This is a genomic window from Embleya sp. NPDC005971, assembly GCF_040629175.1.
Taxonomy (GTDB): domain Bacteria; phylum Actinomycetota; class Actinomycetes; order Streptomycetales; family Streptomycetaceae; genus Embleya.
In genome coordinates this window covers 24195-38666 of the sequence record NZ_JBEXUX010000084.1, presented here as the reverse complement: position 1 = coordinate 38666, position 14472 = coordinate 24195, and the positions used below count along the sequence as shown (strand labels likewise).

General features: G+C 69.0%; 14 protein-coding genes and 1 pseudogene. 5 read left to right on the top strand and 10 right to left on the bottom strand.

The features are described from left to right. The first annotated feature begins 193 nt into the window (after positions 1 to 193). Positions 194 to 1054: an enoyl-CoA hydratase-related protein gene (locus ABZ374_RS42465; RefSeq protein WP_360322837.1), complete on the top strand. Its 861-nt coding sequence runs from the start codon at positions 194 to 196 to the stop codon at positions 1052 to 1054. Positions 1055 to 1248: 194 nt separating this feature from the next. Further along, complete coding sequence (locus tag ABZ374_RS42460) at positions 1249 to 1803, top strand: flavin reductase family protein (protein ID WP_360322835.1); 555 nt, start codon at positions 1249 to 1251, stop codon at positions 1801 to 1803. An 87-nt stretch (positions 1804 to 1890) separates the two neighbouring features. Here the strand turns inward: ABZ374_RS42460 and ABZ374_RS42455 are convergent, their stop codons facing one another. From ABZ374_RS42455 to ABZ374_RS42445, 3 genes are all read right to left on the bottom strand, one after another. After that, entirely contained in the window at positions 1891 to 3552 is a 1662-nt protein-coding gene (locus ABZ374_RS42455; RefSeq protein ID WP_360322843.1) for a cation acetate symporter, read from the bottom strand. A gap of 53 nt (positions 3553 to 3605) precedes the next feature. Beyond that, on the bottom strand, positions 3606 to 4034 hold the full coding sequence (locus ABZ374_RS42450; protein WP_360322833.1) for a DUF485 domain-containing protein: 429 nt from the start codon (positions 4032 to 4034) through the stop codon (positions 3606 to 3608). Positions 4035 to 5308: 1274 nt separating this feature from the next. Continuing rightward, on the bottom strand, positions 5309 to 6202 hold the full coding sequence (locus ABZ374_RS42445; protein WP_360322831.1) for an NADP-dependent oxidoreductase: 894 nt from the start codon (positions 6200 to 6202) through the stop codon (positions 5309 to 5311). A gap of 70 nt (positions 6203 to 6272) precedes the next feature. Here ABZ374_RS42445 and ABZ374_RS42440 point away from each other — a divergent pair, with 70 nt between their 5' ends. Further along, positions 6273 to 6905: a helix-turn-helix domain-containing protein gene (locus ABZ374_RS42440; protein ID WP_360322830.1), complete on the top strand. Its 633-nt coding sequence runs from the start codon at positions 6273 to 6275 to the stop codon at positions 6903 to 6905. 36 nt (positions 6906 to 6941) lie between these two features. Here the strand turns inward: ABZ374_RS42440 and ABZ374_RS42435 are convergent, their stop codons facing one another. Next, the gene (locus ABZ374_RS42435) at positions 6942 to 7388 is read right to left on the bottom strand and encodes an ATP-binding protein (protein WP_360322828.1); all 447 of its coding nucleotides are present in this window, start codon (positions 7386 to 7388) and stop codon (positions 6942 to 6944) included. Between the two features lie 253 nt (positions 7389 to 7641). Between ABZ374_RS42435 and ABZ374_RS42430 the strand changes: the two genes are divergently transcribed. Next, positions 7642 to 8493 carry a helix-turn-helix transcriptional regulator gene (locus ABZ374_RS42430; RefSeq protein ID WP_360322841.1) on the top strand — a complete coding sequence of 284 codons (852 nt, stop codon included), beginning with the start codon at positions 7642 to 7644 and terminating at the stop codon, positions 8491 to 8493. Between the two features lie 9 nt (positions 8494 to 8502). After that, entirely contained in the window at positions 8503 to 8694 is a 192-nt protein-coding gene (locus ABZ374_RS42425; protein WP_360322826.1) for a hypothetical protein, read from the top strand. 427 nt (positions 8695 to 9121) lie between these two features. On the opposite strand, the pseudogene ABZ374_RS42420 reads toward ABZ374_RS42425, so the two are convergent. From ABZ374_RS42420 to ABZ374_RS42395, 6 genes and pseudogenes are all read right to left on the bottom strand, one after another. Next, a pseudogene (locus ABZ374_RS42420) lies at positions 9122 to 9217 on the bottom strand (TetR family transcriptional regulator); the annotation flags it as partial. 225 nt (positions 9218 to 9442) lie between these two features. Next, entirely contained in the window at positions 9443 to 10510 is a 1068-nt protein-coding gene (locus tag ABZ374_RS42415; protein ID WP_360322824.1) for a Zn-dependent alcohol dehydrogenase, read from the bottom strand. Between the two features lie 241 nt (positions 10511 to 10751). After that, a complete protein-coding gene (locus ABZ374_RS42410; RefSeq protein WP_360322822.1) occupies positions 10752 to 12155 on the bottom strand; it encodes a hypothetical protein in 1404 nt (467 codons plus the stop codon). A 30-nt stretch (positions 12156 to 12185) separates the two neighbouring features. Next, the gene (locus ABZ374_RS42405; RefSeq protein ID WP_360322820.1) at positions 12186 to 12518 is read right to left on the bottom strand and encodes a helix-turn-helix transcriptional regulator; all 333 of its coding nucleotides are present in this window, start codon (positions 12516 to 12518) and stop codon (positions 12186 to 12188) included. Then, positions 12515 to 12901 (bottom strand): type II toxin-antitoxin system RelE/ParE family toxin, encoded by a 387-nt coding sequence (locus tag ABZ374_RS42400; RefSeq protein WP_360322818.1) that lies wholly within the window; start codon positions 12899 to 12901, stop codon positions 12515 to 12517. The genes ABZ374_RS42405 and ABZ374_RS42400 overlap by 4 nt, the downstream gene beginning before the upstream one ends. Before the next feature lie 331 nt (positions 12902 to 13232). Beyond that, positions 13233 to 14159 (bottom strand): cyclase family protein, encoded by a 927-nt coding sequence (locus tag ABZ374_RS42395; RefSeq protein WP_360322816.1) that lies wholly within the window; start codon positions 14157 to 14159, stop codon positions 13233 to 13235. Between the last annotated feature and the right edge of the window lie 313 nt (positions 14160 to 14472).

Here is a 14472-nt window from a genome sequence, read left to right as displayed (position 1 = left end):
GAGACGACGCTGACGGGTGTCACCCACGACTCGCGGGCCGTGCGCCCGGGGGATCTGTGCGCCCCGGCCGGACCGAAACCGGGCCCGGCCGGCGTTTGAGGCCACCCCGACTCGAACAACGCTCAACGCCGGACGAAAACCCCCCCGTCCGGCGCTTGAGGCCAACCAACCCCGGCAAGGAGCCATCGCACACATGACCACCGACACCGACCAGGAACTGCTGCACCGCGTGAGCGGGGGTGTGCTCTGGATCACCCTCAACCGCCCCGCCGCCAGCAACTCCCTCACCTGGGCCCAACGCGAGTTGCTGATCGACCTTCTCGGCGAGGCGTCCGCGACCGAGTCGGTCCGCGCCGTCGTCCTCACCGCCGCGGGCCGGAAGCATTTCTGTACCGGCATGGACCTGCGCAGTTCCCCCGGCACCAAGTCGCTCCTGGCCGCAGCCGCCGAGACCCCGGACGACGACGCCGCGCCCAAGCCCCCGGCCCGCCCGACCGGCTACGCGACCCGGATGATGAAGACCGGCGTACAGCGCCTGACCAACGCCGTCCTGGACTGCGAGAAGCCGGTGATCGCGGCGATCAACGGCACCACCGCCGGCTACGGGATGAGCCTCGCGCTCGCGTGCGACCTGGTGATCGCCGCCGACACCGCCCGCTTCATCCAGATCTTCACCCGACGCGGCCTGGTGCCGGACGGCGGCAGCGCGTACCTGCTGCCGCGCCTGGTCGGCCCGCAGAAGGCCAAGGAGCTGATGTTCTTCGGCGACGACCTGCCCGCCGCCGAGGCCCTGCGGATCGGCGTGGTGAACAAGGTGGTCGCCGCGGACGAACTGGAGGCGGTGACCAGGGAGTGGGCCGAGCGGCTGGCCGACGGGCCGACCCGGGCCTACGCGTTCACCAAGCGCCTGGTCAACCGTTCGCTGGAGAGCGACCGGGTGACCGCCTTCGACGAGGAGGCGCAGACCGTCGAGCTGAACATGACCTCGCGGGACGCGAACGAGGGGGTCGCCTCGCTGATGGAGCGCCGCAAGCCGGAGTACTACGGCTGGTAGCCGCAGGTGGCCGGACGGCGGGTCCCCGCGGCTCGCCGTTCGGCCCCCGTTCGAGCGTTGTGCCTTGCGCCACAAGACAACTGACGAGTAGTCAGATGTGACGAAGGACCCCCTCTCGTTTGATTGACGCAAGGAAAACGGGTGACGTAGCGTCACAGACCCGACGCCCCAAGACACCTGCGAGGAAGTCCACCATGGGCCAGATCGACGCAGCGAGCACGAAGCCTGCGGACCCCGCGGCCATCGCCCTGCCCGAGGGTGAAGGCATCGTCGAGGCAGCCACGTTCCGGCACGTCCTCGGTCACTTCGCCAGCGGCGTCACGGTGATCACCGCGCTCGACGGCGACACTCCGGTGGGCTTCGCCTGCCAGTCGTTCGCGTCGCTGTCGCTGGACCCGCCGCTGGTGACCTTCTTCGTGGCGAAGACGTCCACCACGTGGCCGCGGATCCGGCCGGGCGGCCGGTTCTGCGTGAACGTGCTCGCCGAGGACCAGGAGACGCTGTGCCGCGGCTTCGCGGTCAGCGGCGCGGACAAGTTCGCCGGCGTCTCGCACAGCGCGACGCCGACCGGTTCGCCGAAGCTGGACAACGTACTCGCCTGGATCGACTGCACGTTGGAGAGCGTGATCGACGGCGGCGACCACGAGATCGTGATCGGCCGCGTCCAGGCCCTGGACGCGCCGCGGGTGGAGTGCGCCCCGCTGCTGTTCTACAAGGGCCGGTTCGGCCACCCCAGCGCCAACGCGTGACACCGACCCGGACCCGGGCCGAGGCCGCGGGTCCGGATCGGTGCCTGCCGCGCCCGCTCGCCGCGGGCCGGCTCGGTAGCCGCTCGCTCAGTGCGCGCCGGCTCCGGTCAGCGCCCTGACCTCCAGCTCGGCGAACTTGCGGTCGTCGTCGTCGGTGCGGCGCCGCCGCGCGGACACCGCGCCGATCGCGGCGCACGCGAAGCCGACCGGGATCGAGATGATCCCCGGGTTCTCCAGCGGGATGGGCGCCGCGGTCGTACAACTGAACAGCGCCGTCGCGTTGCCCACGTCCTTGCGGTCCTTGGAGACCCCGCAGTCGTCCGCCTGCTTGGCGGTGAGCTGCTTGATCGCCGGCTTGGTCTCGCTGGCCCCGCCCCAGCAGATCGGCGACAGCGCGACCACCAGGACCGAGGTGACCAGGCCGCCGTAGATGCCGAACACCGCGCCGCGCGTGTTGAAGTTCTTCCAGAACAGCGAGAACACGATGGCCGGCAGGTTGGCCGAGGCGGCGATGGCGAACGCCAGCGCGACCAGGAACGCCACGTTCAACTCGCGGGCGAACACCGACAGGACGATCGCCGCCGTGCCGATCACCAGCGCCGCGATCCGCGCGACCTTGACCTCCTCGGCGTCGGTGGTGCGGCCCTTGCGGAAGACGTTCGCGTACAGGTCGTGCGCGAACGACGAGGACGAGGCCAGGGTGAGGCCGGCCACCACCGCCAGGATCGTGGCGAAGGCCACGGCGGCGATGAAGGCGAGCATCAGCGCGCCGCCGGTGGTGCCCGCGCCGCCGCCCAGATGCTCGGCGAGCCGGGTCGCGGCGGTATTGCCGGTCGGGTCGGCCTTCTTGATCTCCTTGCTGCCGATCAGCGCCGCCGCGCCGAAGCCCAGGACCAGCGTCATCAGGTAGAACACACCGATGATGCCGATCGCCCAGGTCACCGACCTGCGCGCGACGCGGGCGTTGGGCACGGTGTAGAAGCGCACCAGGATGTGCGGGAGGCCCGCCGTACCCAGCACCAGCGCGAGCCCGAGCGAGATCAGGTCGATCTTCGACCAGCCGTCCGTGGCCCCGTACTTGAGCCCCGGCTGGAGGAACGACTCGCCCGAACCGGACTTGCTCGCCGCGGTGCCGAGCAGGTCGGCGATGTTGAAGTGGAACTTGGCCAACACCCACACGCACATCACGAACGCGCCGACCATCAACAGCCCGGCCTTGACGATCTGCACCCAGGAGGTGCCCTTCATCCCGCCCACGGTGACGTAGACGATCATCAGCGCGCCGACCGCGGCGATGACCGAGATCTGCGCGGTGTCGCTCTTGACGTCGAGCAGCAGCGAGACGACCGAGGCCGCGCCGACCATCTGGGCCAGCAGGTAGAAGATCGACACCACGATCGTGGACACGCTCGCGGCCATCCGGACCGGGCGCTCGCGCATCCGGTTCGCCAGTACGTCGGCCATCGTGTAGCGGCCGGAGTTGCGCATCGGTTCGGCGACCAGCAGCAGGGCCACCAGCCAGGCGACCAGGAAGCCGATGGAGTACAGGAATCCGTCGTAGCCGGACAGCGCCAGGATGCCCGCGATGCCGAGGAAGGACGCGGCCGACATGTAGTCGCCGCCGATCGCCATGCCGTTCTGGAGGGCGGAGAACGATCGGCCACCGGCGTAGAAGTCGGACGCCGTGCGGTTCTTGCGACCGGCCCAGAAGGTGATGCCGAGGGTCACCACGACCAGCACGGCGAACATCGCGAAGGTCCAGCCTCGGTTGCTGGACTCCGCGGCGAGTTCGAGAGAAGGATTCACGCTTCGAGTTCCTCTCGCAGTTCGGTGGCCACGGGGTCGAGTCGGGTACGCGCGAATCGTGAATACGCCCAGGCGATCACGAACGTCGAGACGAACTGGAGAAGCCCGAACACGAGTGCGACGTTGATGTGGTTCATCAGTTCCTTGGCCATGAAGTCGCGCGCGTAGGCGGACATCACCACGTAGAGCAGGAACCACGTGAGGAATGCGGCGGTGACCGGGAAGATGAAGGACCGCTGGCGCTTCTTGAGCGCCCCGAATCTCGGGTCCTGCTCCATTTCCAGATATCCGGTGCGGTCGTCGACGTACGGGGCGCGCGGGGCCGGGACGGAAGCCTCCGCGCCCTCCGGCTCGGGACCCGACTCGGGCTCGGGCTTGGGCTCGGGGGGACGAGCAGCGGGCGGTTCGTCGTGCGGAGTCGGCATGGGGCGGTAGGGCTCCTCTCCAGCGGACACCCCGCGCGTGGCCCGAGGCGCCGATCGGGTACCTGACCGCGGTCCGTGGGACCTGGGGCCGCAGCGGAGCGAGTTTAGAGGTGCCGCCAGGACGCGCGGAACCTATCCGATCAACCGAATGGGAGAGGCACTGGTTACGCGGATAAACCACGAATTCCTGCCGCTGGCAAGATTGATCGAAATTGTTATCGTAATTTCCACGGCCGACCGAACCACCGTCGAATTCGCCCACCGAAGCCCACGTCGATCGATTCGAGTCACACCCGAACCACATCGATCATCCCCATCCCGAAGCTCCCGCCCGGCCCCAGACATCGGCAACCCCAGTCTCTCCGAGGGGACTTGGCGAATCGGGCAACCCTGCTCGACCTCGCACCCGACCGCCGGCGAAACGTCCGAATGAAACCGCTATGTGACCACCTCTCCGACCCGGCGCAAAAACCATGCCCTAGCGGCGGATCTTCCCCGTACCGCCGCAATCCCGGCATTTATGCCAGGTCGACGGACGCCCCATGATCTGGGACCCCGGCTCGTTGAACCCACCCCGCCCCCGACACGTTCGGCACTCGTTGGGTCCGAGTTTCCGAAAGCGCTCGATCAGTCCCAGCACAACGGCGATGACGATGATTGTCGGCCACCAGTCCGGCGGCCCGGTGCCTGCCATACCACCATGCTCACCCACACAGCGGACCTGTGATATGAAAACCCCCGAAACCCCCGAACAAGACCGCCCATCCCCAACGCCGAAGCTCCGGGCTCTGCTTGCCGGATGGCCGCCGGGCGCGACGGAGTGGGTGCGGCCTCGAACAGGGCTCAGAGGTGTTCCGGGGGTCGGCCGCCCGGGGTCGGGGCCGCCGTCGATCACCGGGGGCGGAGCGCTCGTGACGGCCGATGCGGCGAAGCGTGCCTCGGCCGCTCGTACTTCGCTCGTACTTCGCTCGCGTACTCGGCGCCGTGCAACAGGGCGCGCACCTCGGCCCGTTGCAGTCCGGCGCCGGCACCCACCGGCTCCGGGGCCGTGGGTCCCGGCGATGTTCCGCCCCTTCGCGTGAGGCGCCCGGAGCAGGTCCTCCGGGACGACATCCGCCAGTTCGCGCCTCGCCGCCGAGGGCACCGGTTCGGCGTGCGTCGAACGTGCTCACCGGCCGCGCCGGGTGCAGGTTCAACTCCGGCCCCTCGCAGGCCCCTTCGGCCCGGAGCCGTTCGGGCGCCCGGGCGACGGCCTCGGGCGCCCGGGCGACGGCTCAGATGAGGATGACCCGGCGTCCGCGCGTGTGACCGGCCTGGCTGTCGATGTGTGCCACCGCGGCATCGGCGAGCGGGTACGACTTCTCGACCGGGATGTGCAGCCTTCCCCGCGCGATGAGCTCGACCGCCTCGGCAAGCGCGTCCGGCACGCTCCCGGCCACGCCGGAGAAGCGCACGCCGACCTCGGGCGCGTCGAGGTCGGCGATGGAGATCACCTTCTGCGGATCCCCGGTCAGCTCGACCAGTTCGCGGATCACGCCCGTGCCGGCCAGATCGAGCGCCGCGTCGACCCGGCCGAGCCGACGGACCCGCTCGACCCAGCCCTCGCCGTACGTCGTGGCGAGGGCGCCCAGGCCACGCAGATAATCCTGGTTCGCCGCCCCGCCCGTGCCGATCACCGTGATGCCTCGGTCGCGGGCGATCTGCAACACCGCCGAGCCGACTCCCCCGGACGCACCGCTGACCAACAGCGTCTCCCCCGGTTCCACACCGACCTCGCGGATGATGCGCAACGCGGTCTCCACCACCGACGGGTACCCGGCCGCCTCTTCGAACGTCAGCCCCTCCGGCATCCGGGCCCAGGCCGACAACACGGCGAACTCGGCGTAGGTGCTCGCCCCTTCGCCGAACACGCGGTCCCCGACCTCGACCCCTTCGACGCCCGCGCCGACCTCGTCCACCACCCCGGCGGCGTCCAGCCCGACCCCGGAGGGCAACTCGGTCGGATGGGCGCCCAGCACCTGACCTTCCCGGACCCGCCAGTCGACGGGATTCACTCCCGCCGCCCGCACGGCGATGCGCACCCGGCCGGGGCCCGCGTGCGGCTCCTCGGCGTCTATCAGTTGCAGAACATCCGGACCGCCGAACTCGGCGAAGCTCACTTTCTTCATGCGGCCGACCGTAACACTAACGGTTAGCTTTTCGAAACTGCTACGGCTTCATATCTGCTAGTGTCAACCCATGACCGTGCCCGCGCCGCCCGGCCGCCGTGAGCGAAAGAAGGCCGCGACCCGCCAGAAGATCGCCGACACCGCCCTGCGGCTTTTCCTGGAACGCGGGTACGACGCGGTGGGCATCCGCGAGGTGGCCGCCGAGGCCGACGTGGCCGTCACCACGCTCTTCGCCCACTTCGCCTCGAAAGAGGCCCTGGTGTTCGAGCAGGACGAGGACTTCGAACAACGCCTCGTAAAGGCGGTCACCGACCGGAAGCCGCACGAGCCGCTCATTCCGGCCTTGCGCCGCGAGATCCTGGCCCTGGTGCGACATTGCACGGCGGAGGGCACCGCCCCGATCTGGCACATGATCGTCACCTCCCCCGCGCTGCGGGAGTACGAGGAGTCGATGCGGCTGCGCCACGCGGAGTCGCTGGCAACCGCCATCGCCACCGATCCGGACCTGTCCCGGTCCGCAACGGCCTGCCGCACGATCGCCAGATTCGTGATCGACGCCTATTCACTGTCCCGCGAGGCGGCCACCCCGGAGGCAGCGGTGGACGAGACCTTCCGAATGGTCGAAGCAGCCTGGGAGGTCACCGGCCCGTCCCCGCGCACACCGGATGCGGATGCCCGCGGAGGCCGGGTCCAGACAGGCTGACAGCGGCGACAAGCGGAAATCGAGCCGCGCGACCGCTCAACGCACGAGCCCGAGCCCCACGACCACCGCCTTGCCGCACCCGGGACGCGGGGTCACCGCCCACACTGCGGCCACTTCGTTCACCAACAACAATCCGCGACCACCACAGGTCCACGGATCGGGATCCGCGATCGTGGGCCACCCCGCTCCGGGGTCGGAGACGGCAAGCCAGTGGTGCCCGTCGCCGGTCCAGAAGGCGACTTCGATCGAGGGATCGCCGCCGGCCTGCCCATCCACCGCATGTCGCACGGCGTTGGTGACGAGCTCCGACGTCAACAACACCAGTTCGTCCCGAAGTTGCGGCCGGCAATCGAACGGCAGCGCCTCGGCCACGGCATACCGCGCCCGCCGGACGGATCGGGGATGCGCGGGGAAGATCCAGTGGCACGGAAGGGCGGGAACGGCAGGCACGGGTTTCTCGGCCGGACAGGAAGGTCCGAACATGCGTCAACTCCTCGGCAACGCGGGCAATTGGGCACAACCCCACGGCGTCGGTGGCCTACCTCCCCGAGCGCGAACACCCCGTCCCGAAACAGGCGGGCATGCTTGCGCGGTGCACTTCCGGCATCGCTTTGCGTGGCTGGTGCAACACTCACAGTAGAGCTTTGGGAGCACATGTGCCACCAAATCCTCGGAGGCCGTTGGACCGTGATCCCAGCGCGCGGCAGACTGAGCCACATGTACGCAGGGGGTGCATGTGGCGCCGAGGAGTAACCCGACTGCCCGTCAGCAACGGTTGGGGGCCGAACTTCGCAAGCTGCGCGAGGGCGCCGGCCTGTCGACAGAGCAAGCCGCAGCGGTCCTGGCGACCAATCGAACGGTGATCACGAGCACCGAGGCAGGACGGCACGGCGTCAGTCCGGAACGGGTGCGCCGGATGGCCTACCACTACGACTGTACGGACCGGGAGTTGGTCGACGTCCTAGCCGGCATGGCCGCAGAACGCACAAAGGGCTGGTGGGAAGAGTTCCGCAACTTCCTGCCACCGACGTTCCTCGACATTGCCGAACTGGAGTGGTTCGCCCAAAGGCTGCGCATGACCACCCTGGCGCACATCCCCGGGCCGTTTCAGACTGAGCCGTTTGCCCGCGCCCTCTTCGAGGCGGCCATTCCGCCGCTGCCCGAAGAGGAGTTCGAGGCCCGGGTCTCGCACCGCATCCAGCGCCACCGCGCGCTCGACCGACCGGGCGCTCCCACCTACACGGCCATAGTCCATGAAGCGGCGCTCCGCATCGAGGTCGGAGGCCGCGCCGTTCTGCGCCGACAGTTGGCACACATCCTGGAGATGGCGGCCCGGGAAAACGTCGTCGTCCGAGCGATCCCGTTCTCGGCCGGAGCATTCCCCGGCTCCGGACAGTCCTTCCTCTATGCCCACGGCCACGTGCCGAGCCTGGACACGATCCAACTGGATCGCACCGGCGTCGCCGAGTTCCTGCACACGAACACGCAACTACGCAAGTTCAGCCTTCAACTCGACCAGTTGGAACGAATCGCACTGACGGAGCCTCGGACCCGCGATCTGATCCGCTCGCTCATGCAGCACCTCTAGGGAGAGCACATGTCCGACATCACCTGGGACGAACCCTTCTGCCAAGACTCCGGCAACTGCTTCCGCCTCGGCACCGACGCGGACGGCAACGGCTACATCGCGGTCGCCGGCCACGAGGACGAATACGTCACCGACACCCTGGACGCCCTCCGCACCCTCATCCGCGACATCAAAGCCGGCAAGGCCGACCACCTGCTGTAGCCACCACGCGATCGATGCCTCGTGGCCGGCCGGAGAAGAGCCCTTCTGCGCCGAAGGCAACTCCCGGCGGGTGAATTCCTTCGCTCTCTGCACGACCTCGGCACGGTTCATGACGGGCGACGCGGCAGCGTGGAATATCGCGTCTGCGAAGGGCGTCGAAGCCGGACACTCACGCGGTCTTCCCTGGCCCACAGGTGGCAGGTGAGCCTCAGTTGAATGCGTCGACATACACGGAAGGTTCCGGAAGCGAGGGTCTGCACCATGGCCGTCGTGTTCCATACCTGCGTATCGGTAGCGGCGGTCGTAGGTCCCGACTCCGGGCGCCAGCCGTGACGTTCCGCAAATCGACGAACCTTGTTGTCGGTCCCGTCCACGGCCACCGGGACCGTGAGGAAGGCGACCGGGGCGGCGTCCCGTGGTTGTCCGGCAGGGTGGCTACACCGACGCCGGCGCGGCGGGCAACGGCGCTCGTGGGGGCGTCGACGCACAGGACCGCGAACGTCTCGAGCGCGGCGCCGACGATGCGTCCTCGATTGCGCCGAGCATCGCACGCAGGTCCGCCGGATCCGTGCCGCCGAGGGCGTCGGCGACGTCCCCGGAAGGATTGCCAGACGGGTGATCAGGCTGAAACAACCACCGCAATCCGACCTCTCCGCCGGCCACACGCGCGACGCGGCAAAGGCCGCGTCGCACGTGTCGACACGGCGCGCCTCTGGAAGCGCGAGGCGGGCCGTGGCCGGACTCGGGCTCAGAAGACGAAGACGCCTCGGGCGATCTTGCCCGCCTCGGCGTCCTCGACCGCGTGCTGGAAGTCGTCCAAGGCGTAGGTCTGGGTGACCAGTTCGTCGAGCTTGAGAGCGCCCGTTTGGTACAGGTCGGCGTAGCGCGCGATGTCGTACTGCGGGCGCGACGAGCCGTATCGGCAGCCCATGATCGACTTGTCCAGGAACAGCGAGGACACGTGGAAGGCCGCCTCGGCGTCCGACGGCGCGACACCCAGGATGATCGCCTGGCCGGCCCGCCCGAGCATGTCGATCGCGTTGCGGATCACCTTGACGTGCCCGACGCACTCGAACGCGTGGTCCACGCCGCCCGGCACCAGGGCCTGGACCGCCTTGACCGAGTCCTCGACCGCGCGCGCGTCGACGAAGTCGGTCGCGCCGAACTCGCGCGCCACCGCCTCCTTGGCCGGGTTCGCGTCCACGGCCACGATCCGCACCGCGCCCGCGAGCTTCGCGCCCTGGATCACGTTGAGGCCGATGCCGCCGGTGCCGATCACCGCGACGGTGTCGCCGGGCTGTACCTTCGCCCGGTTCAGCACCGCACCCACGCCGGTCAGCACACCGCAGCCGATCAGCGCGGCGGACGCGAGCGGGATGTCCTTGGGGATCTTGACCGCCTGGACACCCTTGACCACGATCTTCTCCGCGAAGACCGACAGGCCCGCGAAGTTGTAGACAGGCTTGCCGCCGCGGGTGAACGGCTGGTTGAGCTGGCCGAAGCTCTTGGCGCACATGGTCGGCCGGCCGCGGTCACACTCGCGGCACGCGCCACACGAGGCCAGCGTGGACAGCGCCACGTGGTCGCCGGGCTTGACGTGCGTCACCAGCTCGCCGACGGCCTCCACGACGCCCGCGCCCTCGTGCCCGAGCACGACCGGAGGCGGGAAGGGGATGGTGCCGTTGATCACCGAGATGTCGCTGTGGCACAGGCCGGCCGCGCCGATCTTCACCAGGACCTCGTTGGCCCCGGGTGCACGCACCTCGAGGTCGTCTACGACCGAGGCTTCCTTGCCATCGAAAAGAACGCCCTTCACCGGTTCCTCCTCCATCGGAAATGGGCTGACGAGCCGGGGCGCTCGACGGCTTACCGGCCGGACCGGCTCCGGAGCTCAAGCGCGCACGCGTACCCGCGCGGCACTCTAGCCCGGAACTGATGAGCAGTCAGCCGGTTGTGACAGTCCTCTCGTCACACCACGAAACGACCTCTGAGCAGCCCGTCGATCACACACGTGTCGCATCCACGTACGGTTCACCGGCCGTGCCACAGCGCCCACTTCACCCCCCGCGCGGCACCCCGGCGACGTCCAGAATCCGGTGCATCACCTCGACCGGCAGCGCCGGATTGCGCGCCGCGTACGGCCCGAGTTCGGCGTCGTCCAAGAGCGCGACCAGCCGATCCACCGGCACCGCCGGATGCCGCGCGAGCGTGGTCCGCACACACCGCTCCGGATCGGCGAGCAGCCCGACCACCACCGCGGCCGGCGCCTGCGGGTCGAGCACGACCAACTCGCGCATGGCCGGATCCGGGTCATCCGCGAACCGGGCGAGCCCATGCGTGGGAAACCCGGGCCGATAGGTCAGCCGCCACCGATTGCGACCCCGGAACTCCCGGTACGCGCGCAACAGATCCCCGCTCGGCACACCGGCCTGATGACGGCACGTCAGAACCCGTACGCCCAGGTCCGAATCGCCCAGCAGCACATCCCGCAGCCCATCCGCCACCCCGGGAGCACACGCCGCGTACCGCCGCAGAACCGGGTGCGCGGACCGCGCGTGGCCGGCGACCGGGAGGGACTCGGCCCGGTACGGATGCCAGGCGACCTCATCGAGATCGGTCAACTCCGGCACCCGATAGTCGATCGCGGCCCGCTCCTCCTCCGTCAGCTCCGGCCGGAGCGAGACCGCGTCCCGGACGTCCGGGTCCTCGTCCCGAGCCAGCACGGCCACCAGGTCCGGCGGCAGGTGCGGGTTCCCGGCCAGTGCGCTGCGGTAGTGATCGGGGCAATTCTCCCCACGAACCACCCGCTCCATCGTCCCCCGTTCCACGAGCCGACCGGAGAAGACCCAACTGTGGCCCCAGTTCTCGGGATTCCAATCGATCTCGGTGTGGACATACACGTCGTCCTCGGCAGCCTTCCGCGCCTCCGCACGCACGTCCGGATCCGGGTCGGCCAGGAGCGCGGCCCGATCCTCGGCCGACAGCCCACCCACGAACCGTGCCGCGAACCGGCGCAGCCCCGGCTGGGGATGCCGGGCGAGGCCCAGCCGCAACCGATGCGGCATGCTCCGGCAACGACCCATCTCGTCCAACAGCGTCATTTCGTCGTACGGTTGATCCTGGCGCGCCGCATTCGCCCATTGCCGCGCGGCGAAGAACGCCTCATAGGCGGCGTCCGGCAGCGGCTTCGGCTCGCCGTCGGGATGTGCCCGGAATCCGAAGAGATTGGCGAGCACGACCCTGCGCCGATCGTGCACCAGCCGCCCTCGCTGCTCGGCATCGACATACGGATTCGCGGCAACGGCGGCCCGCATCACCTGATCCGGGTGCGCGAGCAGCACCTCGACCACATCCCGAGGCAGCCCCGGCGCGTCCCGAAAGCCCCGCCGCAGCTCCTCGTGCCCGGCAGCCGAAAGAACCCGAAGCAGCACCGCACCCGGCACCGCCGGATTCGCGACCACACCTTCCGCCAGAGATCGCGTCCCAGCCACTCAGGCTGCTCGCGGCGTGAAAACGACCGCCGAAGTCTCCCCGTCCAAGGCGATGTTCAGCGACGCGTCGAGTGCCTTCGCGAGGCGGGCCAGCAGCGGAAGGGTGGGTACGGTGCCGCCCAGTTCGAGCTTGGAGATCTGCGGTTGGGTCATGCTCGCTCGCTTGGCCAACTCGGTCTGCGAGATACCCAATGCCGTGCGCCGGTCGTACACCGCCTGCCCAAGCTCGAATGCCATGCGAATCTCCATACGCATGGCCGCGACCTCGGGCGACTCGGCCTCGCCGGCCACGAGCTTGCGATCACGAGCGAGCTTCCATCGGGCGTGACTCATGAGAATTCTCCTTTCGTGATGTCCCGAGTGAACTCCTGGTGTGCACGCTCGTGCTCGGCCTCGCAGGTCTTCCGCGCGGACCTTGCTCGATCGACCTCACCGTCTTCACGCATTCGCGTCTTGCGGAATACGGTCAACAGGACGATGCGTCGGCCGGGCGCAAGCCAATACGTCAGACGTATGGCGTTGCCGTCGTGGCCCAGGATGAAACGCAACTCGCGGAGTCCGTCGCCAAGGTGGCGGGCGAAGGGCTCCCCGAGGGTCGTGGGGGCCGCCGACAAGCGTTCGGCAGCGTGCTCGGCTTGGAGGTAGTCGCGGTCGGACAGGGTGCACAGCCAACGCCGCACCTCCGGCTCGATCTCGATCACCCAGGGCTCGTCCATATACTCAAGTGTATATCGAGGGCATCACCCAGGCGCCGAGGCTGCCAGGGAGACGAATCGTGATCAGGACGGCCAAATCATTGGGCGCAAGGTGTTGACGCCTCGTCCGACACTGATCACCCTGAGTGTGGCGGTCGTTCGCGAGGGGACGACGAGGCACGCGGGCAGTGGCCCGGGGTTCCTCGACGATGTGGGACCGCCGTCGTTCCGGGCCTCGTCGCGGTGCCCGGAGCGCACGCGGGCCCCGGGACAGGGCGATCCTGTCCGGGGCCGCATGTCGTGCGGTCTACGCGTGTTCCCGGGCCGCGCCCGACCCGCGTGCCGACGCGAACTACTTGATCGCCACCGGGTTCACCGGCGTGCCGACGCCGCCCACGAAGGGCTCCGGCGAGGCTTCCAGGAAGAACTCGTACACGCCGTCCGCCGCGCAGTCCTCGGACAGCTCCTCCAGGTTCCAGTTCTGCCCCTGGAGCATGCCCATCTCCACCAGGTGCAGCGCGTGCACCGCCATGAAGCAGTCCTCGATCTCCGGCGGGAAGACCTCGAACGTCACGGTGTCGTTGGCCACCGCCGCGACATCGCGTGCGTGGAACCACTCGGGCGTGCGCACCGACAGGCCCGGGCCGTAGAAGTACATGTCCTTCTCGCCCGCGAAGTACTGCCGGATCTGCCCGGTCCGCACCAACACGATGTCGCCCGCGCGGACCTTCACGTTGCCGAACTCCTCGGCCGCCTCCAGGTCGGCGGGCGTGACCGCGTACTCCGGCGGCAGGATGTCCACGCCCTTGGCCCGCGCCACGTCCAGCAGCACCCCGCGCGAGACCAGCGTCTTCACGTTGTGGATGCCCAGCTTGCGCGCGCCGTCCTCGGCGGTCACCGTCTCCTTGGCCGAGTGGCCGTTGTACAGCCGGTCGTCGTAGGTCGCGTGGGTCAGCCCGTCCCAGTGCGTGCCCGCCTGGATGCCCATCACCACCGAGTCGTCGCTGGTGGCCACCGTGCCGGGGCCGAAGACCTCGTGGTTGACCAGGAACGTGGTGCGCTTGGGGTTGTCCCGGCCCGGGATCATCCCGTTCTGGATGCCGTCCTCGCGCAGTTCCACGGCCAGCGAGAAGCGCTTGCCGGTGCGTACGCAGCCCGCCGCGGCCTTGACCACGTCGGCCGTGATCAGGTTGACCGTCCCGATCTCGTCCTCCTGGCCCCACCGGCCCCAGTTGTTCACGCGTGCGGCCAGTTCATGGAACTCGGGGGGCAGCGACATAGGGGGGCCTCCTCCAGGCGGTGGTGACACGTGCCGATGAGCACGAATACCGACAGGCGCACTCTCGGAAGCCGAGGACCACGCTGTCAAGTGGGTGTGCGTGCTGTGTGCTGCGGCACTCTACCCAGGAAAACTAACGGATCGTCAGATAATGTCGAGAGGGCGTTCTCACAGACCGCGCACCTTGCGTCCGCAGGGCTGTGAAGCCTGCGTACGCCCGCACGAAGCGCGACACACCACGTCGAGCGCGGAGCGCGGAGTGCGCCACGACCGACCCGACCTGGGCCTCGGCCCTCGATTTCCGGGGCCTACC